Raw genomic sequence first — 25341 nt, forward strand, 5'->3', positions numbered from 1 at the left:
CGAGCGCTCAATAGACGCTGTTGCGCTTGGCCAGGTCGACCATCTCAACCAGCGATTCGGTCTTGAGCTTTTCCATGATGCGGCCCCGGTAGGTGCTGATGGTCTTGGCACTGAGGTTCATGCAGGTGCCGATATTCTTGTTGTTCTCGCCGCGCGCCAGGCGTCGCAGCACTTCCATTTCCCGGTTGGACAGGCTCGCAAGGCGCACCGGCTCGCTTTCCAGCGAGTTGCTGTTGACCGACATCTGCGGAAAGGTCGAGTAGCCCTTGACCAGGGCCTTCAGGGCAAACAGCAACGCTTCGTGGTCTTCTTCCTTGGTGACGAAAGCGCCGATGCCGGCATCCAGACAGCGCCGCACATACAGGTCGGTGGCCTGACCGGTCAGCACCATGATCTTGGGCGCCGGCTCCAGGCATTGCAGGCGCTTGATCACTTCCATGCCATCCAGGCCGGGCAGGCCGATGTCGAGAATCACCACGTCCGGGCGCAGGTCTCGGGCTACTTGCGCCACCTCGCTGCCATTGGCGACCTCGCCGACGACACGGAAGCGCTCGCGTTCGAGCAACATGCGCAAGGACAACCGGACGATGGGGTGGTCGTCGACGATCAGCACGGTAGTCATGAAGAAAACTCCTGTCAGGATGTGGTCCGCTTCCTGGATCACTCAGGAATACGTCTGCAAGTGGGGTTATCGGAAGCGCTGCACGATACGACCATTCCCGAAATTTGGTAATGCCGAGTATAGAAGTGTTGAAAGTCTCCGCACTTGTTGTTGAAAAGTCCTACAAAAAATAGGAAAGACATCACCCTGGCAAAGCGGCGATGTCTGTTTTTTGAATGTTTTGAAGTAGCTTACGCGCAGGCGGAGTGTGCTTTGCTCACGCGCTGGGTCGAGGCAGGGTTGTTGGCCAGCGCCTGGCCGACCCGTGTCGGGCGTGCCAGCAACTGGCCGGTGCAGTTCGGGCAGCGGCCCTGGAAACGGGTTTCGGCGCAGGTACGGCAGAAGGTGCATTCGAAGGAGCAGATCAGCGCATCGGGGCTGTCACCCGGCAGGTCGGTATCGCAGCACTCGCAGTTTGGGCGTAGGTCCAGCATGGGCATGACTCCTGTTTGCAGGCGGGAAACCGGAGTCTGCTACGCCCGTGGCGAACCTGGCAATGCTCAGTCGCCAGGGCGATAGAGGTGGGCATGCCCGGCGCGGTACAAGGCCGATTCGGCAAACGGTGTGTCGCCCAGCACATGGCCGACCAGGATCAGCGCCGTGCGCCGGAAGCCCTTGGCCGCGACGCGTTCGACGATATCGCCGAGGGTGCCGCGCACCCAGTCCTGGTCCGGCCAGGTGGCGCGATGCACCACCGCCACCGGGCAGTGCGCGCCGTAGTGCGGCAGCAGTTCTTCGACGATTCGCGACAGGTGCTTGACCCCCAGGTGAATTGCCAGGGTGCTGCCGTGGCGCGCCAGGTCGCCAAGTTGCTCGCCGGGCGGCATCGGCGAACTGTCGCCATAGCGGGTAAGGATAACGGTCTGCGCTACCTGGGGCAGGGTCAGTTCGCAGCCGAGCAGGGCGGCGCTGGCCGCCGTGGCGGTGACCCCGGGAATGATCTGGTAATCGATGCCCAGCGCCTGCAGATGGCGGATCTGCTCGCCGATGGCGCCGTACAGGCTGGGATCGCCACTGTGTACCCGGGCCACATCCAGGCCTTGCTCATGCGCACTGCGCATGGCGGCGATGATCTGTTCCAGGTGCAGTTCGGCACTGTTGATCACGGTCTCGGCCTGGTGGCCCTCGAGCACGGCGGCCGGCACCAGCGAACCGGCATAGATGATCACCGGGCACTGGCGGATCAGCCGTTGGCCCTTGATTGTGATCAGTTCCGGGTCGCCGGGGCCGGCGCCGATGAAGTAGACCGTCATGGAAAGTCCTTGCAGGAAAGAGGGGAAACGTTCAACAGGCCAGGGCGAGGGTAGCCGGGCCCAGTACCTGGCGCGTCAGCAGCAACCTGGCCGTGCCGAGCCGCTGGCTGGCCAGGGCCAGTGCCGCGCTCTCCGCCACGCCCCAGCAGCCGCAGTGGGCATGGGCAGCGGCGGAGCGGTGGCTGAGCTGGAGTTCGTAGGGTTGCAACTGCGCGGTATCGTACAACACCAAGGGCACGCCGAGGCGTTCGGCCAGTTGCTGCAAGCCGGGTTCGTCGGCCTTCAGGCTGATGCTGGCGATACCGTGCAGGCCGGCCAACGCCAGGCCCTGGTTGGCCAGGGCCTGGCGTAGCAAGGTTTCCAGCGTATCCGCCGGGCAACCCCGGCGGCAGCCGAAGCCGGCGTAAAAGGCAGGCATCAGGCCTGGCTGGAGCGCCGGAACAGCCAGGCGCTGAGCAGGCCCAGGGCCAGCCAGAAGGCGGCGTTGGTCAGCCAGGAGGCCACTTTGAACTGGGTTTCCAGTGCGGCGGGGGCCAGGCTCTCGTGCACCTCGGGTTGCGGCGCACCGATCACATGGGGAATGACCAGCAGCACGGCGCCCAGCGCCTTCAGCGCCCAGTGGCGGGCGAACACCAGCAGTGCAAGGCCCAGCGCGGTGGCGCTGGCGGTGCCGATCCACCAGGCCTGGCGTTGCCCCAGGTCGGCGGCTGCAGTACCTGGCAGTTCCGGCGGCAGGCCCAGGGTCGGGGCCAGGCAGAACACGGCGAAGCCGGCCAGGCCCCACAGTGCGCCGGTGCCGGCACGCTTGGGTTCGCGCAGGCTGTACAGGGCGGTGAGGATCAGGGCGAAGCCGACCGCGACCACCAGGTTGCCGCCAGTGGTGGACAGCACCCGCTGCCAGCCGTCTTCCGGCGACCAGGCTTCGGCGCTGTGTTCATGGGCGGCCACTTCGCCGGCATGCTCGTGCTGGGCGACCGGGGTCGAGGATTCGTAGGTTTCTGCCTCGAGGATCAGCGGGGCGACCCAGAAGCTTTGCAGCAAGGTCAGCAGCAAGGCCGCCAGTAACCCGCTGAAGCCCGCGGTACGGGCAATGCGTGTGATCATCGGGCGTACTCAGTGGCAGGGGAAGGCGGCGCTGTGGCGGGTGTCGTGCGCGGCGTTGTGCACGGCTTCGATGTGCGAGAAGCCGGCGAAATACACCAGGCACAGGCCAAGCAGGCTGGCGCCGACGGCGATGACGACACGCTGGCTGAGGGTGACGGGGGTGGTGATGCTGTGTTGCTTGGCGCTGGTGACGGGCATGACGCGTTCCTCTGCTTTTTGTGGGCAACGGGCAAGCGCGGCAGCCCCGAGCGTGGCAGCCCAGGGGAATGCAACAGCGCCCGCCCACCGCGGGGTGTTCATGAACGCCAGGCCGGTCTCCGGGCTTGCGAGGAGGAGCCAGGCTCCTGGAAGGCGTCACCTTCCCATGCCGGGTGATCGGGCACAGTGGTACAGACGCTTCGCTCGCTTACCGTTGCGGGGGCAGCACCGGCCTTGTCCGGCCCTGCTGGAGGGCCTGTGACGCACCGGTTTCCCGTTTCACCCCCATCGGGGGCACCTGAACGCAAGGCATAAGGAGACCATGGGGCGGGGCTGCCGTCAATTGCCAGAATCGAGTTTGCGGGCGCTGCGGGTACTCTGTGGGAGCGGCTGAGTTATGTGCAAAGAGAGCGGGCTTGCCCTTATGCCGGTCAGATAACGTTTGCCGGCTTTATTGGGGCTGCTTTGCAGCCCTTCGCGGGCTTGCCCGCTCCCACAGGTTTAGCGCTAGGCTCAGAAAATACGCGGTTCCTGTGGGAGCGGGCAAGCCCGCGAAGGGCCGCAAAGCGGCCCCGGTCAGCCCCGGGCAAACGCCGCCAGTTTCTCCCCATCCAGCCGGTAGCGCACCCACTCATCCTGTGCTTCGGCGCCCAGCTTCTGATAAAAGCCGATCGCCGGCTCGTTCCAGTCCAGCACGCTCCATTCCAGCCGCCCGCAATTCTTCGCCACCGCCTCGCGGGCGATGTGCCGCAGCAATTGCCGCCCGGCACCGTCGCCGCGCTGCTCGGGCGTTATGTACAGGTCTTCCAGGTAGATGCCGTTGCGCCCGAGCCAGGTAGAGTAGCTGTAGAAATACACGGCAAAACCGATTGCCCGGCCATCGCGCTCGCACATCAGGCTATGCACGGTGCTGCCCTCGCCAAAAAGGCTGTGCTCGATATCGGCAACGCTCGCGATTACCTCGTGGCGGGCGCGTTCGTACTCTGCCAGTTCGGTGATGAAGGCAAGTATCTGCTCGGCGTCGGCGCGAACGGCAGGACGGATGGTGAGGCTCATGGGACGGCTTCCTTGATCTGATGGTAGCGGTACAGCGATGTGTATCTACACAATTTAGTGAAACTGTATCGGTCGCAGAGGAGGGCGACTCCGTTAGTGTGACAGCACCCATAAAAAAAAGTGGATTGCCCGCCATGCTTGCCTCTTCCGACCTGCTGACCGCCTTCGTGCTGTTCGCCTTCGTGTCTTCCATCACTCCTGGCCCCAACAACACCATGCTGCTGGCCTCGGGCGTCAACTTCGGTGTGCGCCGCTCCATCCCGCACGCCATGGGGATCAGCGTCGGTTTCATGGTTATGGTGCTGGCTGTCGGCCTGGGCCTGGGCGAGGTGTTCAAAGCCTGGCCGGCGCTGTATACGGTATTGCGTTACACCGGTGCCGCCTACCTGCTGTACCTGGCCTGGAAGATCGCCACCTCCGGGCCGGTCGGCACAGCCTCGTCCAGTGCCCGCAAACCGCTGGGCTTCTGGGGGGCGGCGGCATTCCAGTGGGTCAACCCCAAGGCCTGGGTGATGGCAGTCGGTGCAATCACCACCTACACGCCGGCGCAAGGCTATGTGACCAACGTCATTGTCATCGCCGCCTTGTTTGCCCTGGTCAACCTGCCCAGCGTGGGGGTGTGGGTGATGTTCGGCAGCGCCCTGCGCAACCTGTTGCAGAACCCGCGCTGGCTGATGCTGTTCAATGTCCTGATGGCCTTGTTGCTGGTGATTTCACTGTACCCGCTGCTGTTTGTAGAATCGGCGTTTTCCTGACCCCGCGAGTACAGCAAGCCGATGCAGTTGATCCCCTGGTCCCACGAATGCGCCGAAGGCTTCACCCTGCGTGGCTGGCGAACCCCGGCCAGTGGCAAGCCGCTGCTGCATTTTCTGCACGGCAACGGCTTCTGCTGCCTTGCCTACCAGCCATTGCTGATGCGCCTGGGCGAACATTTCGACCTGTGGCTCAGCGATGTCCAGGGCCATGGTGACAGCGACCATGGCGGGGTGTTTCGTGGCTGGAACCGCACCGCTGCGCTGGCGGTGGAGGCTTTCGCAGCCGGGCGGGGCGAGTATGGCGACGTACCGCGCTTTGCCGTCGGGCACAGTTTCGGTGGCGTGCTCACCGGCCTGATCCTGGCCAGTGAACCGCAACTGTTCACGCGTGCCGTGCTGCTCGACCCGGTACTGTTCAGCCGGCGCATGCTGGGTGTGATGGGGGTGGCAGCCCTGGTCGGCTTGCATCAGCGTCACGCCCTGGCGCGCAAGGCCGCCAGCCGTCGCAGCCACTGGCCCGACCGCGAGGCAGCCCTGGCTTCGCTGCATGGGCGGGGTATCTTCAAGGGGTGGACCGATGCGGCGCTGCGGGCCTACGTCGAGCATGCCATCGGCGACTGTGGCGAAGCGGTGGTGCTCAAGTGCCGGCCCAGCCGCGAAGTGGAAATCTTCAGTTCCTTCCCCAAGCGCATGTGGGCAAGCCTGACGGCGATCCGCACGCCCACGCGGGTGCTGTACGGCGAGCACACCTACCCCTTCGTGCCCCATTCGGTGAGCCGCCTGGCGGCGCTCAACCCTCAGGTGACCGCCAGGCAAGTTGCAGGTGGGCATTGTTTCATGCAGGAAGACCCGGTCATTGCTGCCGAACAGGTGCTCGGTTTCTTGCAAGGCTGACTGTTCCATGGGTGGAACGATGAATGCCAAACAAGCCTGCTACCGCCTGATTGGCATCATTGATAAGGTTATCTCAACCAAGAGAGGAGCCTTCTCATGAAAACGATTCTGGGTATTCACCGCAGCCCCCACGCCCACTGGGTAGGTGATGGTTTCCCGGTGCGCAGCCTGTTCACCTACGACAACCTGGCCAGCAAGATCAGCCCGTTCCTGCTGCTGGACTATGCCGGCCCTCATGACTTCACCCCGACCAGTGCGCGGCGCGGCGTTGGCCAGCACCCGCACCGCGGCTTCGAGACCGTGACCATCGTTTACCAGGGCGAACTGGAGCACCGCGACTCTACCGGCGCTGGCGGCTTGATCGGCCCCGGTGACGTGCAGTGGATGACTGCTGCCAACGGCATCATCCATGAAGAGTTCCACTCCCCAGGCTTCGCCCGCACTGGCGGTACGCTGGAGATGGTACAGCTGTGGGTCAACCTGCCGGCACGCGACAAGCGCGCAGCGGCTGGCTACCAGACGCTGCTGGCCGAGGACATCCCGGTGGTGGCGCTGGACGGCGAGGGCGGCAGCCTGCGGGTGATTGCAGGTGAATATCGTGGGCATTCGGGGCCGGCGCGAACCTTTACCGCCATGGATGTCTGGGACATGCGCCTGAATGCCGGTGCAACCTTGCAGCTGCCGGTTGCCGCCGGGCGCAATGCGGCGCTGGTGGTGTTGCGCGGCAATGTGCGGATCAACGGCGAGCGCGAAGCCGGCCCATCCAGCCTGGTGTTGCTTGACCGCGGCGGTGAGGATGTTGCCGTCGAAGCGCTGGAAGGTGCCAGCCTGCTGCTGCTCAGCGGTGAGCCGATCGACGAGCCGATCGTGGGCTATGGCCCGTTCGTGATGAACAGTCAGGCAGAAATTGCCGAGTCGTTCGACGATTTCCATGCCGGGCGGTTCGGGCAGATGCAGGATGCACGGGACGGTGCGGCGCATTGATCCTGGTTGATTGAATGGCTTGTCCGGCCCTATCGCCGGCAAGCCAGCTCCCACAGGTACAGCGATGCTCTCGAGATTGTCGCTGTACCTGTGGGAGCTGGCTTGCCGGCGATAGGGCCGGTACAGGTATTACATTTGCTGGCATGATGCAGCCATGCCCAAGCTCACCCCCTTGCACGCCGTGCGCCGATCATTGCCCACCCCCGGCCACCACACCTTGTGGCTGCGCTACCGCGCCCCTTACCACTGGCCCTCGACCCTGGCCTTCCTCGCTGCCCGCTGCATCCCCGGCATCGAGACCTGCCTCGACGGCACCTACCGCCGTACCCTGGTAATTGCCGGCCGCCACGCCGTCTTGCACGCCACACCTTCGGGTAGCCAGTACCTGCGGGTCCGCCTTGAGGGCGTCCCGGCCCACGCGCTACCCGGCCTGACCGCCAGGCTGAGGCGGGTCTTCGACCTTGATGCCGACCCCGCGCGCATCAATGCCGAACTGTCCCGCGATCCGCTGATGGCCCGCCTGCTACAGGAGCGCCCAGGCCTGCGCGTGCCACAAGGCTGGGACGCCTGCGAGCAGGCCATGCGCACTGTGCTGGGCCAGCAGGTCAGTGTGGCCGGGGCCATGACCCTGGCCGGCCGCCTGGTGCAACGCCACGGCGTGCCCCTGCGCTGGCCCGCACCGGGCCTGAGCCACGTGTTTCCGGCGCTGCCGGTATTGGCGGCTGCCCAGTTCGAGGATATGGGCATGCCGCGGGCGCGCGCCGCCACCCTGGGCACGCTGGCCAGTGCCTTGCTGGCCGAGCCCCGGCTGCTACGCCCCGGGCAAGTGCTGGATCAACTGCTGCGCAACCTGTGCCAACTCAAGGGGATCGGCCCCTGGAGCGCGCACTACCTGGCGTTGCGCCAGGCCGGCGCGGCCGATGCCTTGCCGCTGGGCGACGTGGCGCTGGTCAAGGCGTTGCGCCTGCTTGAAGGCGACGACGCCCAACTGGCGCAACGAGCCCTGGCCTGGCGACCGTGGCGAGCCTATGCGGCGCAGCATCTGTGGGCATCGCTGGGGCCTGCCGGCACCGCTCGTCGCTAAGTTTGCCATTGCGTTCGAACACTCGAACTGCGCAGGCAATCTTCCACTAAGGTGCTAGAGGATTCCCTGCATGATCATTGCCAAGGCGCATGGACGCCTGCCCCGGCATGCGCAATATCAATTGGCGCCTCGCCCGACAAAGGCGTACTCACACAACAGGCCATCCCAAAGAGAGGGTCGTACCATGTCGTTGATAGGAGTTTCGATGCTAGAAATGCGGCAGATGATCGAGCAGGCCTGCCTGCCCGACCGTTGCGAAGTCAGCTGCACGGACGGCGCCAACCTGACCATCCGCCTGGGTCAGGGCCAGAGTCTCGACGAGGGCGTGACCCTGAGCGGGGTCCCGCTGCAAAGCCTCAACAGTTGCCGCGACCTGGTCAACCTGGTGGGGCAGCTGCACGCGCTGCGTGACAGCCACCCGGCGCCACTCAAGGCGATTGCCTGAGGCGCCTGTCGCGCCCCGGTCAGCCCAGGCTGGCCGGGCGCACATATTCCGGCATCAGGCCGTTGAACCAGAACAGGATCATCGCCACCAGGATGGTCACCAGCAGCAGCAACCCCACCCCCCACACGCAGGTCGCGAATAGCATGGCCTGTTCCTTCTTCAGGCGCAGGAAGGTCTGCAACCCGCCATACAGCAACACACTGGCATAGGCCGAGGCTGCCACCAGCGCCGCCAGCGCCAGCCAGCGGATCGGCAGCAGGCCGACCACCCCGGCAAAGAACCATGGCGTGGCGCAGTAGGCGGCAAAGCCGATGCACTGGTTGAGGCTGGGCTGCGCATCGAAACCGCGCGACATCCAGCGGATCATCGTGCCCATCAACATCACCCCGACGACCGTTGTGGCATAGAGCAGGCCAGCCAGTTGCGCGGCGCTGGCCATGCTCAGGCGCACCCGTTCCTCGGCCGCCAGGCTCCAGCCGAAGGTGGTGGTGCCGACGAACAAACACACGGCGGGGATCAGTGCCAGGGCTAGCAGGCGCGGCAGATATTGCTGCGGGTGGTCTTCCTCGGCCCGGCGAATATCCAGCCAGGCGTCGGCGGGGTGAGTGAAGAGCTTGAGCAACGGACTGTTCATTGGCGTTCTCCGCGTTCTCCGGCAGATGTGGGCCCTTTTGCTATGGAGACGTGCCGCGCCCGCTGGGTTCAGCCGGGGTGATCGCCGTTGATCGTCTTACAGCAGTTCCAGCAGCAGGTTGAGGCCGCCATCACCGCACTTGCCCTGGTCGCGGACCACTCCGTGGTAGCTGCGCCCGTCCCAGACGAAGGCCACGCTGTGAGCGCGGTCGACCTTGTCGGGCAGCGGCGGGCAGATGTGCAGGCGCAGGCCCGGGCGGCCTTGCAGGTTGAGGGCAGCGAGTTGGCACTGGCATTCCACGCTTTGTGCCACCGGGCCGAACAGGGTGTCGCGTACGTAATCGAGTTGCAGTGAGGAATTGGGCGCGCGGCAGGGCATTTTCATGGGCGCGCGGCTCCGCTGTGAGGGGGAGGGGAACAAGGTTGGCAGGGCATGGCGGGCTCCAGGCTGAAGAGGGCATGGCATATCGTTTGAAGCTTGCCTGGCCAAGATGTTCAACGTGTTTCATGCGCGTTCATCCTGTTTGCGCCGGGTGACGGGCCGTTGGTCCGATTCAGCCACCGGCCTTGCGCAAGGTCAGGTTTATCCGCCGTTCACCCAGGCGCGGATGCACGCCGGGCTTGATCGGGAGCACGCCGTGAAAGCGCAAGCGGTCCTCGCCACCCCAGACCAGCACATCGCCATGGCTCAGTGGGATGCGCTGGGTCTTGTCGGCGCGCTGCAGGCCACCGAACAGGAACACCGCCGGCAAGCCCAGCGACACCGACACGATCGGTTGGCCGAAGTCCTGCTCGTCGCGGTCCTGGTGCAGGCTCAGGCGGGCGCCCGGCAGGTAATGGTTGACCAGGCAGGCATCCGGCACGAAGCCGTCGAACCCGGCCATGGCCGCGGCGCGGTTGGCCAGCTCGAGCAACACGGGGGGCAGGGCGGGCCAGGGTTTGCCGCTGAGCGGGTCGCAGGGGCTGTAGCGGTAGCCGTGTTCGTCACTGACCCAACCCAGCGTGCCGCAGTTGGTCAACCCTACCGCCATGCGCAGGCCGCCCGGGGTTTGCATGTGCCGGAACGGCGCGGCACGCAGCACCGGGCGCAGGGCATCGAGCAGAGGCTCGATCTCGGCCAGGGCGAAGTCGGGCAGCAGCACGGTGTCGCTGGCCAGGCGTTGCGGCTGGGGGCCGAACAGGTCGAGGTCGGACTGGATCATGGGGCAGGCATCGGTTGGGGTGTGGACCATTGTAATGCGCTTGGCAGGCTTGGCCTATTCGCGGGCATGCCCGCTCCCACAGGGGGGCGCAGGCTCTGACGGCGGTGGAGCACCTGTGGGAGCGGGCGTGCCCGCGAACAGGTCGGCAAGAAAAAGGGGTTCTGACAGGAATAAAAAGGAACCGCGGCACCAGGGAGAGGAGCACCGCGGTCCAAGGGGGGAGCGATCTACTGCTGGGTCACGGTGGCCACGTTCGCGCTGCCCAGCTGGCTGATGGTCGCGGTCTGGGTGACACCGCTCTGGTCGACGTACGCCTTGTTGCCCTGGCCTCCCTGGGTCACGTAGGCGACGTTGTAACTGTCAACCTGCTTGATGGTGGCTTCGTTGCCGCCACCGTACAGCTGGTTGGTGTAGCTCTGGTTGCTGTAGCCGGACTGGTCCAGGTTGATGACGTTGCCGGTGCCCTGGCTGTTGCCGTAGGCATAGTTTTCGGTGCCACGCTGGTCGGCGATCAGGATGTTGTCAGTGCCGTTCTGTTCGAAGTACAGCTCGTTGTTCATGTCGGCCTGCTTGGTCTCCATCTGGTTGCCGGTGCCTTTCTGGGTCAGCGTGGCCAGCTGGTTGTCACCGTTCTGGGTCAGGTTGGCGCCGTTGCCATTGCCGTTCTGGTTGATGGTGGCGTTCTGGTTGGTACCGAACTGGCCGCCCATCTTGGCGCCTTTCCAGTTGCTGGCAGTGACGCTGTTGCCATTGCCCTTGGTGTTGATGGTCAGGTTGAGGTTTTCACCGTTCTGGTAGGTGAAATGCAGGTTGTTGCTACCGGTCTGGGTGATGGTGGTGGTCGAGTTGTTGGTCTCGAACTGGTCCGACCAGCTGGCGTTGGCCGTGCCCTGTTGCGACAGGCTGACCTTGTTGTTCATGCCGAAGCTCTGGTCGATATAGCCTTCGTTCAGCTGGCCGGACTGGGTTACCGATGCCTGGCTGGCAGTCTGGTTGTCCTGCCACACTTCCACCGAGTTGCCGCCACCGTACTGGCCTATGCCGATGGTGCCGCCGGTGCCGTCGCGCTGGTCGCCATACGCCCAGTTGCCTTTGCCATCCTGATAGACCTGGATATCGCCATCGACGTAGCCCAGGTGCTCGGCGGCGGCGTAGTTGTCCTGGCCGGTCTGGTTGATGCTGCTGCTGTTGTTGCTGCCACCAAAGGTCTGCTCGATGAAGGCCTCGTTGCGCTGGCCGGATTGCCAGGTGGTGGCCTTGCTGCCTTCCTGGCTGTCCTGCCACACGGTCGAGGTGTTTTCGGCGCCTTGCTGGGTTTGCAGCGACTGGTTGCCCAGGCCCAGCGACTGGCTGACGAAGGCATCGTTGTAGCTGCCGCTGGCGTGCTGGGTGATCTGGCTGCCGTTCTCGAACAGTTGGTCGGCGTAGCCGGCGTTGTACTGGCCGTTGGCGCTCTGCTGGATATTGCTGGTGCTATCTGATTGCACCGCCAGGTGGTTGTTGCCCTTGCCGGTCTGGGTCTGGGTGGCCGAGGCTAATGGCGCCAGGGACTGGCTGACTTCGGCGATGTTTTCCTTGCCGTCCTGGGTCTGGGACGAGGTGCTGTCAGCAGCCATGGCCTGACCTGCAAGGGCCAGGACGATAGCGGCACTTAACGGAGCGAGCTTGTACATGGGGGTGCCTCCAGGGCTATCGGTATTGGGTGATCTGAACGTGCTGGCCATTGCCGGCCTGGGTCACGGAGCTGTTGAGGCCTGTGCCGGACTGCACGATGCTGGCGCTGTTGTCGTTGCCGATCTGCTCGATGGCCGCGCTGTTGCTGCTGCCGCTCTGGCGGATCGACGCGCTGTTGCCATTTCCCTGTTGGCTGATGATCGCCATCAGGTCACTACCTTCCTGCAAGATGTACGCTTCCTGCGCGCCACCGGCCTGGACGATGCGGCCCAGCAGGGCTTGGCCGTTCTGGTCGAGTGCAGCGCGGTTGCCCGCGCCTTGCTGCTCGATCACCGCAGCCTGGCCGGCGCCGGCCGGCAGCAGGCGGATGATCACCGGGTCGCCGAGGTCGTTGCCGGGCGCGAGGTCGGCATTGTCCAGCAGGTCGTCGGCCCAGCAGGCCTGGCCCACCAGGGCCAGGCCGAGCAGCAGGGGGTACAGGCGTTTCATTGCAACCTCCGGCCTTTACTGCACGGTTACGTTGACGGTGCGTGTGGTGCCTTGGCTGGTGGTGATCGTCGCCGTCGGTGCCGCAGTCGGGATGATCGTGGTGCTATTGCTCACCGCCAGGCGCCAGCGGCCGGTCAGCGCTACCGTGGCGGTGCCAAGGGTCTGCACGCCGGTAGTGGTGGTAACCCGCACGGTGACGGTGTTGCCGGTGGTGACCGACGAGGTACCGCTGAGGTCCCAGTTGTAACGGTTGTTGGAGCGTGCCGTGACCGTGGCTGCCGTGACCGCGAAGGTTTCGGCGGCTGGCCGTGGCGACACGTTGACGGTGACGGTGGTGGGGTTGGACAGCGCCCCCAGCGAGTCACGAGCCTGGTAGGTGAAGGTGGTGGTGAAGGCGGTGGTCACCGTGGCCGGTGGGGTGTAGGTCACCGTGGTGCCGTCGGTGCTGACTGTGCCCCGACCGGTAGCCGGCTGGGTGAGGGAGGTAGCGGGGACAGTCAGCGGCACGTTGCCTTCCGGATCGGTGTCGTTGGCCAGCACGTTGATGGTCAATGGCACGCCCAGGGTGGCGACGGTTTCCGGGTTGGCGGTCGGTGCCCGGTTGGGCGCTACGTTGATGGTGACAGTAGCCGGTGCCGACTTCAGGCCCTTGGCGTCCACCGCCCGGTAGCTGAAGGTGGCCACCACGGGTTGCGTGGCCCCGGCTGGCGGGGTGTAGGTGACCGAGGTGGTGCCGTTCATCACCACGCCGCCAAGGCCGGTACCGGGCTGGGTCAGGTCGCTGATGGTCAGCGGTACGTTGCCGTCCGGGTCGCTGTCGTTCTGCAGCAGGTTGAGGGTGATCGGGATGCCGACGCTGGTGCTGCCGATGTCGGCCTGGGCCAGCGGTGGCTGGTTGGCCGCCTCGACCGGTGCGTTGCCGACCACGACCACCGGTTCGATATCGCTGCCGCCACGTGCCGACTTGACCGTGATCGTGGCCGGTGGCTGCGGCACGTCGTTTACGGTCAGGCTCTGCAGCGTGCCTGCCTTGGACAGGCGACCGTAGCCCTGGGCGAGCAGGTCGGGGATCGCCACCTCATCACTGGAACTGGCCTCGATCAGCAGGCGCTTGTTGGCCCAGTCGTAGCGTGCGGTGCTCACCTTGACCACGTCGGTGAGCTTGCTCGACAGCGCGGTCGGCTGGGTGCCGCCGGCGCTGTTGCTGGCGGTGACCACCACCACTGCAGGCGGTGCTTCCTGGCCGAACTGCTGGTGGAAGAACAGCCCGTTGTTGTCGGCGGTGAGGGTGTACTGGCACGGCGAAGGCGGGGTGCCGACCAGGGCGATGCCATTGCGCATGCACAGGCTGGCTGCGCTGGGCGCCTTGGCGAACACTTCCGTGCGGGTGCCGGTGGCATTGCGCGAGTAGGTGGCGCGTTCCAGGCTGACCGGGGTCTGGGCACGCTGGTCCAGTACTTTGCCTGAAACAGTGAAGGTGTTGGTCTGGATGGTGCCAGCGGGGCCTTGAATGCGCACGAAGTTGGTATTGAAGGGGCTGCCGGTCACCGCTTCGGTGATATTGGGGTCGCCGATGTAGGTTTCGATGGCGCCGGTATCGGGGTTGACCGCGGTGTAAGGCCCGCCAACACCTTTCAGCCAAGGGCCGATCGCCCCCGCCAGCGCTCCCCGGAAGTTGCCAGGAGCACCAATGCCTATGTCCCGGGTGATGTTGATCGCCCGGCGCCCAGCCGTGGTGACGTTGACCGTCTCCACCCCGTAAGGGTGGGTGATGGTGTAGGTACCAGTACTTGGGACCGAAGCACGGATGCGGATGCGGGCGAAGCTCTGCTGGTCACCATCAACCGGGTTTTCGGCGGCAAAGGCTGCCTCCACCCCGGCTACATAGACCTCCAGCTCGTAGCCGCTGTTGCCGACCTGCGGAATGTCGGTTTCAGCCAGGAACCAGAACATCTCTGGCGGCCAGTTGTCCGGGAACACCAACGGCAGGGCATCGTCATAGATGCCCGGCTCGGGCAACAAGGTACACATGTAGGCGGGTGCCCCTGGCGCGCCGGGTGCTCGCGTACTGGTGGCACGGGACTGGCACAGCTCCAGGGACTGGTCGAGGCTGTCCTTGTACCACATCGGATAGCCACCAGTGGCGAAGGTGTAGGGCCCCGGGTCGACATCGGACAGCGCGGCAAACGCGGCGCTGGTAACGGTAAGAGAGAAACCGGCGGCCAACAGCGCACGGCGCGACCAAGTGTTCATGCTGCCTCCTTGAAGGCTGAGCCTTTGTCTGTTCATGGCACCAGCACCACGTCTTCGGTGTCGCTACCGCCATTGGCACTGGTGACCTGCACCTTGGCCGGCGGGATCGGCGACAGGCTGGTGCTCAGCGTCTTCACGGCACCCGTGCCGCTCAGGTTGCCGATCAGCGCGCCGTTGCCGGTATGTGCGGTGAGCACTGGCGGCGTGGTTTCGTCGCTGGTGCTGGCCACCAGGGTCAGCTCGCCGGTGGACAGGCGGTACTGGGCCTGGGTGATGGTGACCAGGTCGGTCAGCGGCACGTTGGCGGTGGTCAGGCTGCTGGTGGGGATCGCCACGCTGTTGTCGGCGGTCAGCGTCAGGATCGTCCCGGCGGCCGGGTCGAGCACCGACTGGGCGTACCAGGCGCCGGTACCGTTGGCCTCGGTGAGGTTCAGGTTGGGTGTCTGGCTGGTCAGGGTGACGCTGGCCGGTGGCGGCGGGGCCATCACGAAGATGTCCTGCTGGGCGCGCAGGTCGCCGTTCTCGGTATGCCGCGAGTAGGTAGTGCGTTGCGGCATCAGCGGGGTTGGCAGGGCCACTGCGGAAAGCTTGCCCGAAACCGCGAACAGCTCGGTGCGCAGGTCGATGCCGCCGGGGCCTTCGATGCGCACGTAATTGGTGTTGAACGGGCTGCCGGTCACCCGTTCTTCCAGGTTCGGGTCGCCGATGAAACGCTCGCTGCCTTCGGTGTAGGGGCCGTTGACACTGCGCAGGAACGGCCCGACATCGCCTTTCAGGGCACCGGTGAAATCACCTGCGCCGGCAATGCCGATGTCGCGGGTCATGTTGATCGCCCGGCGCCCGGCCGCAGGTACGTCGAACACTTCAACGCCGTAGGGGTGAGTGACCACGTAGGTGCCGGCGGTTGGTACGTCGACCCGGATACGCACCCGGGCGAAGCTGACCTGGTCGCCGTCGACCGGTTCTTCGGCAGCAAATGCCGCTTCGATCGCGGTGCCGAAGCTGAGATCGATGCCGCGAGTGGCGTCGACGATGGCGGCGTCGGCGGTGAACCAGAACGCCTCGTCAGGGAAGTTGGTGGGGAAGACGATGGGTTGGGTATCGTCGAACACGCCGGGGGTAGGCAGCAGCGTGCACATGTACGACGGTGCGCCGGGCGCGCCAGGTACCCGCGAGCTGACTGCCTTGGTCAGGCACAGGTCGAGGGTACGACCGTGGCTGTCCTGGTACCAGGCGGGGAAGCCGCCGTTGGCGGGCACATAGGCGCCTGGATCGACAGCGTTCAAGGCAGCCTGCGCCGGGAGCTGGAGCATGCCGGCGAAAATCGCCACTGCCAGCGGGTGGGGTATCGGTCGGTGCATGAGTCATTTCCTCCTGCAAACGGGCCCATGGACTTGGGGCGTCTGGCAGGAGATCGGCAATAGGCGTGCCAAGCCGGAAAAAAAGTGCTGTAGCCCTTGCAGGGCAAGGGATCCAATTCTCCTGCAAGGGTATTGGGAGGCGTTTGACGTTGGGCGCCGTGCCCCCAAGGTTGGGGAGTGGGGCAGGTGGTACCGACCCATTCGTGACATCTGTGTGAACGGAATTCCTGTGCGGCTTCGCCGGTGTCTGCGAGTCAAGCCTGCGCGCCCATGCTAAATTGCACCGGCCTTTCCATCCTCTCAGGCAAGCCCAGCAATGCAGCCCCTCGACCACTTGTCCCTGAACCTGTTCATCGTCGTCTGTGAGGAAGGCACCATCGCCCGCGCCGGCGAGCGCGCGTTCATGGCGCCGTCTGCGGTCAGCAAACGTATTTCCGACATCGAGGCACGCTTTGGCACTGCCTTGCTCAAACGCAGCAAACGCGGTGTGGAGCCGACCCCGGCAGGGCTGGCTCTGCTGCGCCATGCCCGGGAAATGGTCCGGGCCATGGAACGCCTGGACAGCGAGCTGAGCGAGTACGCCGAAGGCGCGCGCGGCCATGTGCGGGTGCTGGCCAATGTCTCGTCGATCATGGAGTTTCTGCCTGAGGAACTGTCGGCGTTCATGCTGGAACACCCGCTCATCCAGGCCGATATCGAAGAGCGCTTCAGCCCCGACGTGGTACGCGGTGTGGCTGAGGGCAGCGCAGACCTGGGCATCTGCCGCAAATCCATGGCGGTGGGCGACCTGGAGTTCGTGCCGTACCGCCAAGACCACCTGGCCGTGGTCGTCGCCGCTGACCATCCCTTGGCAGGGCGCAGCCAGATTGCCTTTGAGGAAACCCTGGGCTACGACCACCTGGGCCTGTCGGCATTCGCCACCCTTAACACCTTCATGCGTAAAAGCGCCGGACAGTCGGGCCATGAGCTGCGCTTTCGCTGTTACGTGTCGTCGTTCGACGCGGCGTACCGCCTGGTGCAGTTCGGCCTGGGCCTGGCAGTGTTCCCTCAGGAAGCCGTGGCCCGCTATGCGGCGCTGTTCGACCTGCGGGTTATACCGCTGACCGACGACTGGGCACTGGGCGAGTTCGTCATCTGCATGCGCGATCGGCACACGCTGTCGCTTTCGGCGCGGCGCCTGCTGGACCACCTGCTGCTGCGCGCACCGGCTTGGCAGGCGGCGGTCTGATCCATCGTGGCTGACGATGGATCAGGCCGTGAAACACGTCTTTTCTGCTCGCCGTCCAGCTCTTAGTCTGGCGCAACGCTTGAGAAAGAGAGACCGTGATGACAACAATAACAATCAACGAAGTCGGCATGCGCGATGGTCTGCAGAGTCTGCAGGCGATCATGCCGACAGCCGCCAAGTGCCGCTGGATCGATGCCGCCTACGCCGCTGGCGTGCGCCACATGGAAGTTGCTTCGTTCGTGCCGGCGCGCTTGCTGCCACAAATGGCCGATGCCCGCGAAGTAGTGGCTCACGCCCTCACATACCCGGGCCTGCAAGTCACCGCATTGGCGCCGAACCTGCGTGGGGCCAGGGACGCGCTCGAGTCCGGCGCTCATCGCATCGTTGCCCCCGTCTCCGTCAGCATGGCGCACAGCATGGCCAATGTACGCCGCACGCCCATGGAAATGGTCGAGGAGCTGGGGCGTATGTGCCAATTGCGGACCGAGATGGGCCTGCACGACGTGCAGGTCATGGCCGGCATGTCGGTCGCCTTCGGCTGCACGCGCCAGGGGGAGGTGCCTCTGGCCGACCTCTGTGCGCTCACTCACCAGGTGATCGAAGCGGGCTGCGACCTGGTCTCGCTGGGCGACACCACCGGCTACGCCAACCCGGGCCAGGTGGCGACGGTGATCCAGGCCGTGCGGGCAATTGCCGGTGAGCGGCTGAAGGCCGCGCACTTTCACGATACCCGCGGCCTGGCCCTGGCCAACAGCCTGGTTGCCGTGCAGCAGGGCATTCGCGAGCTCGACGCCTCGCTGGCCGGCCTGGGTGGTTGCCCGTTCGCCCCGGGCGCATCCGGCAACACGGTCACCGAAGACCTGGTGTTCATGCTGCAGAGTATGGGCTACGACACCGATATCGACCTGCCTGCACTGATCGAATCACGCCGGCTGCTGAGCGAAGCGCTGCCGGGCGAGTCCCTGTACGGCTGCATCGCCCGCGCCGGATTGCCGCTGAACTTCCCTGGCGCTGCCCGCCACGCCTGACCTGCTCGAACGAGGAGTAGCACGATGTCCAGACTTCCCTTGGACGGCATCCGTGTCGTCGAGATTTCGCACATGGTCATGGGGCCTACCTGCGGCATGATCCTCGGTGACCTTGGCGCCGAAGTGATCAAGATCGAACCCGTGCGCGGTGACGGCACGCGCCGCTTGCTGGGCGCGGGGGCGGGCTTCTTTCGCACCTTCAACCGCAACAAGCAATGCATCGCCGTCGATGTCGAAACGGCGGAAGGCCGCGACGCCGTGCTGCAACTGGTCGACACCGCCGACGTGTTCATCGAGAACTTCAAGCCTGGGCGTATGCACAAGCTGGGCCTGGACTACGCAACGCTGCGCCAGCGCAACCCGCGGCTGATCTATGCCTCGCACAAGGGCTTCCTCAGCGGCCCCTACGACAACCGCCTGGCGTTGGACGAGGTAGTGCAGATGATGGCCGGCCTGGCGTACATGACCGGGCCAGTGGGCCGCCCGCTGCGCGCGGGCAGCTCGGTGAACGACATCATGGGTGGCATGTTCGGTGCCATTGGCGTGCTGGCTGCACTCAACGAGCGCCACACCACTGGCACCGGCCGCGAGGTGCAAAGCGCCCTGTACGAGAACTGCGTCCTGCTCGCGGCCCAGCACATGCAGCAGTACGTCGTCACCGGCGAGGCTGCAGCGCCGATGCCCAATCGCATCAGCGCCTGGGCCATCTATGACGTGTTCACCTTTGCTGGCGGCGAGCAGATGTTCGTCGCTGCCACCGGAGAAGGGCAGTGGCATGCCTTGTGCCAGGTGCTGGGGCAGATGGCCCTGCTCGATGACCCGACGCTGGCCAGCAACAACGACCGCGTGTTGCAACGGCCACGGCTGCTGGCGCACCTGGCCGAGGTGTTCGCGCCATTGGACGCGGGGCAACTGGCGCTGCAACTGGAAGCCAACGGCATTCCTTTTGCACCGATCCGCCGCCCGGAAGAACTGTTCGACGATCTGCACCTGCAGCAGAGCGGCGGAATGGCCGACTTGCAACTGGAAGACGGCAGCCACACGCCGATGCCCTTGCTGCCGCTGTCACTGGACGGCCAGCGCCTGCAGCCACGCCGGGCGATCGCTCGCATTGGCGAGCACACCCGTCAGGTGATGCGCGACCTGGGCTACAGCGATGCGCACATTGCCGAGCTGTGCGCAGCCGGTGTGCTGAAAACCGACGACGCGGCCTGAGGCGGGGTTGAAATGGCGATCTACCAATACGACAGGCTCACGCCCAACCTGCACCCGGACACCTTCGTCGCCGAAGATGCCAGCGTGATTGGCGACGTTACCCTCGAGCAGGGCGTCAGTGTATGGCCGCAGGCGGTGCTGCGTGGGGATAACGAACCGATCCGCATCGGCCAGCACAGCAACGTGCAGGAAGGCGCGGTGCTGCATGCCGACCCGGGCTTTGCGCTGACCGTGGGGCAGGGTGTGACCATCGGCCACCAGGCGATGCTGCATGGCTGCAGCATTGGCGATGGGGCGCTGATCGGTATCCAGGCGGTGGTGCTCAATGGCGCGGTCATCGGCAAGAATTGCCTGGTCGGGGCCGGCGCCATCGTCACCGAGGGCAAGGTATTCCCCGACAACTCGCTGATTCTGGGAGCCCCTGCCAAGGTGGTGCGTGAACTGAGCCCTGAGGCCATCGCCGGCATGCAGCGCAACGCCGCCGAGTACGTCGGCAAAGGCCAGGCCTTCAAGGAAAAACTGGTCCGCATCAGCTGAAAAACCTGCAAGCGGCGCCGGCAGAGGCGTCGCTGCTCTCCAATAATTACAAGAATGGAGATCCACCATGGTTGCCATGACCGGCCAACTGGCGCGTGAGCGCAACGACAGCCACATCAATGAACTGCTGCTGTACCGTCGCGTGGCCTGGCGCATCATGCCGCTGGCCATCATCTGCTTCCTGTTCTCTTATTTCGACCGCATCAACATCAGTTTCGCCAAGGCCCAGATGCAGCAGGAACTAGGCCTTGGCGATGCCGCCTATGGCCTGGCCGCGAGCATGTTCTTCGTTGGTTACGTACTCTTCGAAGTGCCCAGCAGCCTGGGGCTGAAACGCTATGGAGCTCCGGCATGGATCTGCCGGATCATGGTGTCCTGGGGCCTGGCGACGGCTGCGCTGGTATTTGCCTATACCCAGTACACCCTCTACTTCCTGCGCTTTCTGATCGGCGTGATGGAGGCCGGCTTCGGGCCGGCGATCCTGTTCTACCTGGCCTGCTGGTTTCCCCGCAAGCACCTGGCGAAGATGAATGGCCTGTGGTTCCTGGCCGTACCGTTGGCTGGCGCGGTGGGTGGCCCGGCGGCGGGTTTCCTGCTGGGGACGATGGACGGCGTGCTGGGCCTGGCCGGCTGGCACTGGTTGTTCCTGATGTCCGGCCTGCCGTGCGTGGTGCTGGGCCTGCTGGTGCTGTGGAAGCTGGACCGCGACATTGAAACCGCGAAATGGCTGAGCCGCGACGAGAAGGACTTGCTGGCGGAAAACCTCGCCCAGGACAAACGTACCGAAAAGCCTGTGCTCGGCTCGATCTGGCGGGTGCTGCTGACCCGTGAAGTGGCGATCATGGCGTTCATCTACTACGTGGTCAAAACCGCGTCCTATGGCCTGAACTTCTGGATGCCGCACCTGATCAAGTCCTCGGGGGTGCAGGACATGCTCTGGGTCGGCGTGCTGTCGGCATTGCCCTACGCGGTGGCCTGCATCGGCATGGTGTTGCTGACGCGTCGCTCCGACCGCACCGGCGAACGCAAGCGCTACCTGGTGTACTGCCTGTTCGCCGCTGCCGTTGGCTATCTGCTGGCGTGCCTGTATTCCGATTCGTCCCTGGCAATGATGGCTGCGCTGGTGCTGGCGACCGCTGGCACCTTCATTGCCATCCCGATCTTCTGGACCATCCCGCAGTCGACCTTCTCGGGCCTTGCGATAGCCACCGGTACTGCGGCAATCAACTCGGTCGGGCAACTGAGCGGCATCGTCGCACCGGTGATGGTGGGCAAGATCAACGATGTCACCGGCAGCACCTACATGGGCATGCTGTCCATCGCACCGCTGATCCTGATCGCCTGCCTGGTGGTGATGCGCTACGTGCGCAACCCCAGAAGCTGATTGGCGCTGAGTCTTCGAACAACAAAAAGAACAAGGCACACCCATGATAATTCTCTCCCGGCGAGCATCGCTGATGCTCGCGGCGCTTTGCTGCGCCTGGCAATCCGCTCAGGCTGCCTTTATCGATGACGGCAGCGGCAGCCTGGAACTGCGCAATTTCTATTTCGACCGCGACTTTCACGGCGCCAGCGCCACGCAATCCCGGCGTGGCGAATGGGCCCAGGGCTTCATGCTGCGCGTACAGTCCGGTTATACCGAGGGGGTGATCGGGCTCGGCCTGGATGCGGCCGGCATGCTGGGGCTCAAGCTCGATTCTTCGCCGGACCGTAGCGGCACCGGCCTGTTGCCGCGCGGCAGCGACAAACGTGCTGCGGATGCCTACGCCAAGGCCGTGGCCACCTTCAAGGCCAGGCTGGCGCAGACCGAGTTGAAAGTGGGTAGCCTGAGCCCGCAGTTGCCGTTGCTGGCGTCCAACAACAGCCGCCTGTTTCCCCAGTGGTTCAACGGCGCGCACCTGGCCAGCAAGGATCTGGACCGGTTTACGTTCACCCTGATGCAGGTGGATGCCACCAAGCTGCGCGATTCCACCGACTATGAGGACCTGACCGCCATGGCGCAACAGGGGGCCTATTCGGCAACGGTCACCAGTGACCGGTTGTACTACGCCGGGGTCGATTATCAGCTGTTGGCCAACCTGACGCTGAGCTTGCACGCCAGTGAACTCGAGGACCTGTTCCACCGCGACTTTGCAGGGTTCAAGTTCAAGGCCGCCCTGGGGCTTGGGGAAGTATTCAGCGAGTGGCGATGGTTCAATGCACGCGAGCAGGGACGTGCATTGCTTGGCGAGGTCGACAACCAGACGCTCAGCACCAACTTCGGTTATACCGTTCAGGGCCACACGTTCAGTGGTGGTTATCAGAAGGGCCGCGGCGATACGGCGTATGCCTACGTGGGTGGCACCGATACCTACCTGTTCAGCGAGCAGCAGGTCAGCACCTTCGCCCTGGCCAAGGAACGGGCCTGGATGCTGCGCTATGACTACAACTTCGCCGCTTTGGGCATCCCCGGGCTTACCTTCAACGTGCGATATGTGAAGGGCGACCAGGTAGATCCGCAGCGCATCGCCAGCGCCAAGGGCAGGGCGCTGGCAGCCCAAGGTGGGGAAGGGCAGGAATGGGAGCGGACCACGGATATCGCCTACGTGGTGCAGTCGGGCCCATTGAGGAATGTGTCGCTGCGCTGGCGCAACGCGAGCATGCGTTCGAACTTTGCCGATGCGGCGGATGAAAACCGGGTGATCGTGGGTTACACGTTCGAATTCTGAGGTTTTGCACAAGCGGGCATGCTCGCGAGCACCGGCGAAGCCGGTGCCATACACCGCGCTGGATTCTTCGCGGGCATGCCCGCTCCCACAGGCGCTTGCAAAGCGATGCGCCCATAGAAGAATAATGCTGTTATCCAGGTGGTAAACCAGACAAAAATACCGGCCCAGAACGTATGGGACATGTAGTGCCAGCCCTGCAACACCCGGGTAGTGCCGTATACGAACCCGATCAGCAGAATCGCCACCAGTAGCTTGCGGGCATGTGCCCAGCGATAACGCAATGCCACGAAATACAGCGCCAACAAGGTAAACCCGCTGGAAGCATGACCACCCGGCCAGCAGCGGCCATCACCGGCCTTGCCCCACCAGGAGAAGTTTTCGAACCATTCGACCTGGGCCTGCGTACCGCCATACAGCGTGGTTTCCACCGGGCAATACACACTGGTATGGCTTTTAAGGTAGTGAATCACCGTGGTGCTCAGGGCGAACGCCACCACCACGAACAGCAGGTCGCGGCGGTGGTTGGTGGTAAAGCGTAGGGCCGGTGCGATTCGGGCATTTTCCAGAAACCGTGTCAGGCCCGGTTGCGGACGGTTGGCCAAGCGAGGCCAGATGAACGACAGCAAGCTGCCGATGACCGCCAGTTCACCGGTCCAATCCGGCAGTATCCGTGGCCACTTGTGGGTGACTTTCTCGAACCACTGGTTGTGCAACAGCGGGAACTGGCCGGTCGCCGGGTCCAGTAGCAGGTTGCTGATCCAGCGATCGAGCTCTGTGAGGTCGAAAGCCATGAACACGATAGCGGCCAGCAACAGAGGCAGCAGCAGGTTGTTGCGGTAGTAGGCGGTACGGGGCGGCATGTTCAGAGTTCCATGGCGTCGACGAGTTTGCTCCATTCACTGGCAGCCATCTGGCCTAGCAGCTTCTCTTTGCCATCGCTGCCCTGAGTGATGAACAGGGCGCTGGCATAGCCGTTCGAGCGCGCGCTACCAGGCACATCAAGCGTGCGCTCCAGCTGTTCCATGCACCCACTATGGCTGACCAGCACCAGGTTGTGGCCGTTTCGCTTGTGGGCAAAGGCGGTCTCGGCAAACTGGCCATCACACTGCTTGAGCCAGCCCTGCGTGGTGATGGTTTTGCCGAACATGGCATGTGCGGTTTGCTGGGTACGCACCTCGGGGCTGGCCCATACATCGGCTTTGCCCAGGCCAAGGCGTTGCAGGCCGCGACCTACATCGGCGGCCACCCGGCTGCCCGCGACCGTTATACCGGTTGGGTCACCCAGACAGGCTCCGCGGGAGCGGTCACAGCGCTCGGCATGGCGAAGCACGACAATCACCGAACCTTTCGACCAGTTGGCCTGGAGTTCGCTGTGTTGCGGATGGTGTGTGTTGCCAAGATTGGGGGTGGCAAAGCGGGCATGGGCCCAGGCCGCCGTCACGGTCACTGCCAACAGCATGCACAGTGCTGCGATCAGGACGCCGCGCGAAGGCAGGCGAAAGGTTTGGTACAGCCTCAGGGCCGGGGTTTTGTCGATGATGCCTTGCAGCATGTTGCCACTCCAGTCAGCTCGTTCCATTCGCGAGCGTCGGCACTTTAGGGAGCGGGATGTCAGCGCAGAGTGACCTGGATGTGAAAATTGCCTTGGCCGGATGCGATTTACCGCAGTGGTTCGGTCTGGCTTACGGTAGAGCCGTCAAGCATGAAACCGGTTTCAAAACATTTCTGAACACGCTAAATTATTCGGCTGTTTTCTTGATGGCCTATCAAGACCACCCTCCCTATTGAAAATCAGATGGCGCTTTTCAAGGCCGCACACAGCCGATGAGGATTCGCAATGCCTGACCATGCCCCAGACAACCCGCGCAGGGACTTTTTGCGCAAGACCTTGACCTTGATCCCTGTGGTCACCGTGGCCAGCACGGGGCTTGGCATGGGTGCCAGTCAGCTGCTTGCGGCCCCGCAACACGAGCCAAAAGTGCCGGCCACACCGCCAGCGGGCAACTACCAGCCGACGTTCTTCACTGCCGAGGAGTGGGCCTTCGTGCAGGCCGCCGTCTCGCGCATCATCCCGGCCGACGAGCTTGGTCCTGGTGCACTTGAAGCCGGCGCTGCCGAATTCATCGACCGGCAGATGAACACCCCCTACGCAACCGGCGCGCAGTGGTACATGCAGGGCCCGTTCAAGGCCGACGCCGCGCCCGAACTGGGTTACCAGCTGCAACTCAGCCCGCAACAGATCTACCGCCTGGGCATCGCCGCCGTGGACGGCTGGTGCAAGGCCAATTCCGGGCAAGTTTTTGCTGCGCAAGATAGCGCTACCCGGGACCATATTCTCAGCAAGGTCGAGGCTGGAGAGCTGGTTTTCGACACCGTGCCGGCCAAGGTGTTCTTCAGCTTGCTGGTGCAGAACACCCGTGAAGGGTTCTTCTGCGACCCGATCCATGGCGGCAACAAAGGCATGGTCGGCTGGACCCAGATCGGCTTCCCCGGCGCCCGCGCCGATTTCATGGATTGGGTCGAGCGCAACGAGCCTTACCCGTTCCCGGCTGTTTCGATCCGTGGCGAGAGGGCCTGAG

At 64.4% G+C, this 25341-nt stretch carries 28 protein-coding genes and 1 riboswitch; of the genes, 12 read left to right on the top strand and 16 right to left on the bottom strand.

The features are described from left to right. Positions 1-7: 7 nt before the first annotated feature. The 7 genes from CAG44_RS15965 to CAG44_RS15995 all read right to left on the bottom strand — a co-directional run bounded on the left by CAG44_RS15965 (position 8) and on the right by CAG44_RS15995 (position 4272). Positions 8-622: a response regulator transcription factor gene (locus tag CAG44_RS15965; protein WP_085692500.1), complete on the bottom strand. Its 615-nt coding sequence runs from the start codon at positions 620-622 to the stop codon at positions 8-10. A gap of 230 nt (positions 623-852) precedes the next feature. Beyond that, positions 853-1095 (bottom strand): DUF1272 domain-containing protein, encoded by a 243-nt coding sequence (locus CAG44_RS15970; RefSeq protein ID WP_085692501.1) that lies wholly within the window; start codon positions 1093-1095, stop codon positions 853-855. A gap of 66 nt (positions 1096-1161) precedes the next feature. After that, a complete protein-coding gene (gene cobM, locus CAG44_RS15975) occupies positions 1162-1914 on the bottom strand; it encodes a precorrin-4 C(11)-methyltransferase (RefSeq protein WP_085615512.1) in 753 nt (250 codons plus the stop codon). Positions 1915-1945: 31 nt separating this feature from the next. Further along, positions 1946-2332 carry a cobalamin biosynthesis protein gene (locus CAG44_RS15980; RefSeq protein ID WP_085692502.1) on the bottom strand — a complete coding sequence of 129 codons (387 nt, stop codon included), beginning with the start codon at positions 2330-2332 and terminating at the stop codon, positions 1946-1948. Further along, on the bottom strand, positions 2332-3018 hold the full coding sequence (locus tag CAG44_RS15985; protein ID WP_085692503.1) for a CbtA family protein: 687 nt from the start codon (positions 3016-3018) through the stop codon (positions 2332-2334). Before CAG44_RS15985 ends, CAG44_RS15980 begins: the two co-directional genes overlap by 1 nt. Before the next feature lie 9 nt (positions 3019-3027). After that, the gene (locus CAG44_RS15990) at positions 3028-3216 is read right to left on the bottom strand and encodes a CbtB domain-containing protein (RefSeq protein ID WP_025339304.1); all 189 of its coding nucleotides are present in this window, start codon (positions 3214-3216) and stop codon (positions 3028-3030) included. 92 nt (positions 3217-3308) lie between these two features. Next, positions 3309-3533: riboswitch (cobalamin riboswitch) on the bottom strand. Between the two features lie 259 nt (positions 3534-3792). Continuing rightward, entirely contained in the window at positions 3793-4272 is a 480-nt protein-coding gene (locus CAG44_RS15995) for a GNAT family N-acetyltransferase (protein ID WP_003260330.1), read from the bottom strand. 134 nt (positions 4273-4406) lie between these two features. Here CAG44_RS15995 and CAG44_RS16000 point away from each other — a divergent pair, with 134 nt between their 5' ends. The 5 genes from CAG44_RS16000 (at position 4407) to CAG44_RS16020 (ending at position 8434) form a co-directional block, all read left to right on the top strand. Next, entirely contained in the window at positions 4407-5027 is a 621-nt protein-coding gene (locus tag CAG44_RS16000) for a LysE family translocator (protein WP_085692504.1), read from the top strand. A 21-nt stretch (positions 5028-5048) separates the two neighbouring features. After that, positions 5049-5921, top strand: coding sequence for an alpha/beta fold hydrolase (locus tag CAG44_RS16005; protein WP_085615520.1), 873 nt, complete (start codon positions 5049-5051; stop codon positions 5919-5921). Positions 5922-6017: 96 nt separating this feature from the next. Continuing rightward, positions 6018-6905 carry a pirin family protein gene (locus tag CAG44_RS16010; protein ID WP_025339299.1) on the top strand — a complete coding sequence of 296 codons (888 nt, stop codon included), beginning with the start codon at positions 6018-6020 and terminating at the stop codon, positions 6903-6905. Positions 6906-7059: 154 nt separating this feature from the next. After that, positions 7060-7989 (top strand): DNA-3-methyladenine glycosylase, encoded by a 930-nt coding sequence (locus tag CAG44_RS16015; protein WP_085692505.1) that lies wholly within the window; start codon positions 7060-7062, stop codon positions 7987-7989. 184 nt (positions 7990-8173) lie between these two features. Next, complete coding sequence (locus CAG44_RS16020; RefSeq protein ID WP_085692506.1) at positions 8174-8434, top strand: DUF1652 domain-containing protein; 261 nt, start codon at positions 8174-8176, stop codon at positions 8432-8434. Between the two features lie 19 nt (positions 8435-8453). Here the strand turns inward: CAG44_RS16020 and CAG44_RS16025 are convergent, their stop codons facing one another. From CAG44_RS16025 to CAG44_RS16055, 7 genes are all read right to left on the bottom strand, one after another. Continuing rightward, positions 8454-9068, bottom strand: coding sequence for a Yip1 family protein (locus CAG44_RS16025; RefSeq protein WP_085692507.1), 615 nt, complete (start codon positions 9066-9068; stop codon positions 8454-8456). Positions 9069-9164: 96 nt separating this feature from the next. After that, the gene (locus CAG44_RS16030) at positions 9165-9452 is read right to left on the bottom strand and encodes a hypothetical protein (protein ID WP_075045331.1); all 288 of its coding nucleotides are present in this window, start codon (positions 9450-9452) and stop codon (positions 9165-9167) included. Positions 9453-9621: 169 nt separating this feature from the next. Continuing rightward, positions 9622-10269 (bottom strand): DNA oxidative demethylase AlkB, encoded by a 648-nt coding sequence (alkB, locus tag CAG44_RS16035; protein WP_085692529.1) that lies wholly within the window; start codon positions 10267-10269, stop codon positions 9622-9624. A 227-nt stretch (positions 10270-10496) separates the two neighbouring features. Continuing rightward, on the bottom strand, positions 10497-11942 hold the full coding sequence (locus tag CAG44_RS16040) for a curlin (RefSeq protein ID WP_085692508.1): 1446 nt from the start codon (positions 11940-11942) through the stop codon (positions 10497-10499). Between the two features lie 16 nt (positions 11943-11958). Further along, a complete protein-coding gene (locus tag CAG44_RS16045) occupies positions 11959-12432 on the bottom strand; it encodes a curlin (RefSeq protein WP_025339292.1) in 474 nt (157 codons plus the stop codon). A 15-nt stretch (positions 12433-12447) separates the two neighbouring features. Then, the gene (locus tag CAG44_RS16050; protein ID WP_085692509.1) at positions 12448-14685 is read right to left on the bottom strand and encodes an Ig-like domain-containing protein; all 2238 of its coding nucleotides are present in this window, start codon (positions 14683-14685) and stop codon (positions 12448-12450) included. A 32-nt stretch (positions 14686-14717) separates the two neighbouring features. Continuing rightward, positions 14718-16046, bottom strand: a complete 1329-nt coding sequence (locus CAG44_RS16055) for a hypothetical protein (RefSeq protein WP_085692510.1) — start codon at positions 16044-16046, stop codon at positions 14718-14720. A gap of 316 nt (positions 16047-16362) precedes the next feature. On the opposite strand from CAG44_RS16055, the gene CAG44_RS16060 reads away from it, so the two are divergent. The 6 genes from CAG44_RS16060 to CAG44_RS16085 all read left to right on the top strand — a co-directional run bounded on the left by CAG44_RS16060 (position 16363) and on the right by CAG44_RS16085 (position 22762). Further along, a complete protein-coding gene (locus tag CAG44_RS16060) occupies positions 16363-17274 on the top strand; it encodes a LysR family transcriptional regulator (protein WP_025339289.1) in 912 nt (303 codons plus the stop codon). Between the two features lie 98 nt (positions 17275-17372). Further along, complete coding sequence (locus CAG44_RS16065; RefSeq protein WP_085692511.1) at positions 17373-18302, top strand: hydroxymethylglutaryl-CoA lyase; 930 nt, start codon at positions 17373-17375, stop codon at positions 18300-18302. Between the two features lie 24 nt (positions 18303-18326). Further along, positions 18327-19517, top strand: coding sequence for a CaiB/BaiF CoA-transferase family protein (locus CAG44_RS16070; protein ID WP_025339287.1), 1191 nt, complete (start codon positions 18327-18329; stop codon positions 19515-19517). A 12-nt stretch (positions 19518-19529) separates the two neighbouring features. Beyond that, positions 19530-20054, top strand: coding sequence for a gamma carbonic anhydrase family protein (locus CAG44_RS16075; RefSeq protein ID WP_025339286.1), 525 nt, complete (start codon positions 19530-19532; stop codon positions 20052-20054). A 67-nt stretch (positions 20055-20121) separates the two neighbouring features. After that, positions 20122-21438: an MFS transporter gene (locus CAG44_RS16080; RefSeq protein ID WP_025339285.1), complete on the top strand. Its 1317-nt coding sequence runs from the start codon at positions 20122-20124 to the stop codon at positions 21436-21438. A gap of 43 nt (positions 21439-21481) precedes the next feature. Beyond that, a complete protein-coding gene (locus CAG44_RS16085) occupies positions 21482-22762 on the top strand; it encodes an OprD family porin (RefSeq protein WP_025339284.1) in 1281 nt (426 codons plus the stop codon). On the opposite strand, the gene CAG44_RS16090 is transcribed toward CAG44_RS16085, so the two are convergent. Together CAG44_RS16090 and CAG44_RS16095 are read right to left on the bottom strand one after the other, a co-directional pair. Next, on the bottom strand, positions 22744-23622 hold the full coding sequence (locus CAG44_RS16090; protein ID WP_025339283.1) for a phosphatase PAP2 family protein: 879 nt from the start codon (positions 23620-23622) through the stop codon (positions 22744-22746). The two genes, CAG44_RS16085 and CAG44_RS16090, sit on opposite strands and share 19 nt — an antisense overlap. A 2-nt stretch (positions 23623-23624) precedes the next feature. Continuing rightward, positions 23625-24314, bottom strand: a complete 690-nt coding sequence (locus CAG44_RS16095; protein WP_085692512.1) for a histidine phosphatase family protein — start codon at positions 24312-24314, stop codon at positions 23625-23627. A 285-nt stretch (positions 24315-24599) separates the two neighbouring features. Here CAG44_RS16095 and CAG44_RS16100 point away from each other — a divergent pair, with 285 nt between their 5' ends. Beyond that, a complete protein-coding gene (locus CAG44_RS16100; protein WP_085692513.1) occupies positions 24600-25340 on the top strand; it encodes a gluconate 2-dehydrogenase subunit 3 family protein in 741 nt (246 codons plus the stop codon). Position 25341 lies beyond the last annotated feature (1 nt).

The sequence above is a fragment of the Pseudomonas sp. B13(2017) genome (assembly GCF_002113245.1).
GTDB classification, from domain to species: Bacteria; Pseudomonadota; Gammaproteobacteria; order Pseudomonadales; family Pseudomonadaceae; genus Aquipseudomonas; species Aquipseudomonas putida_Z.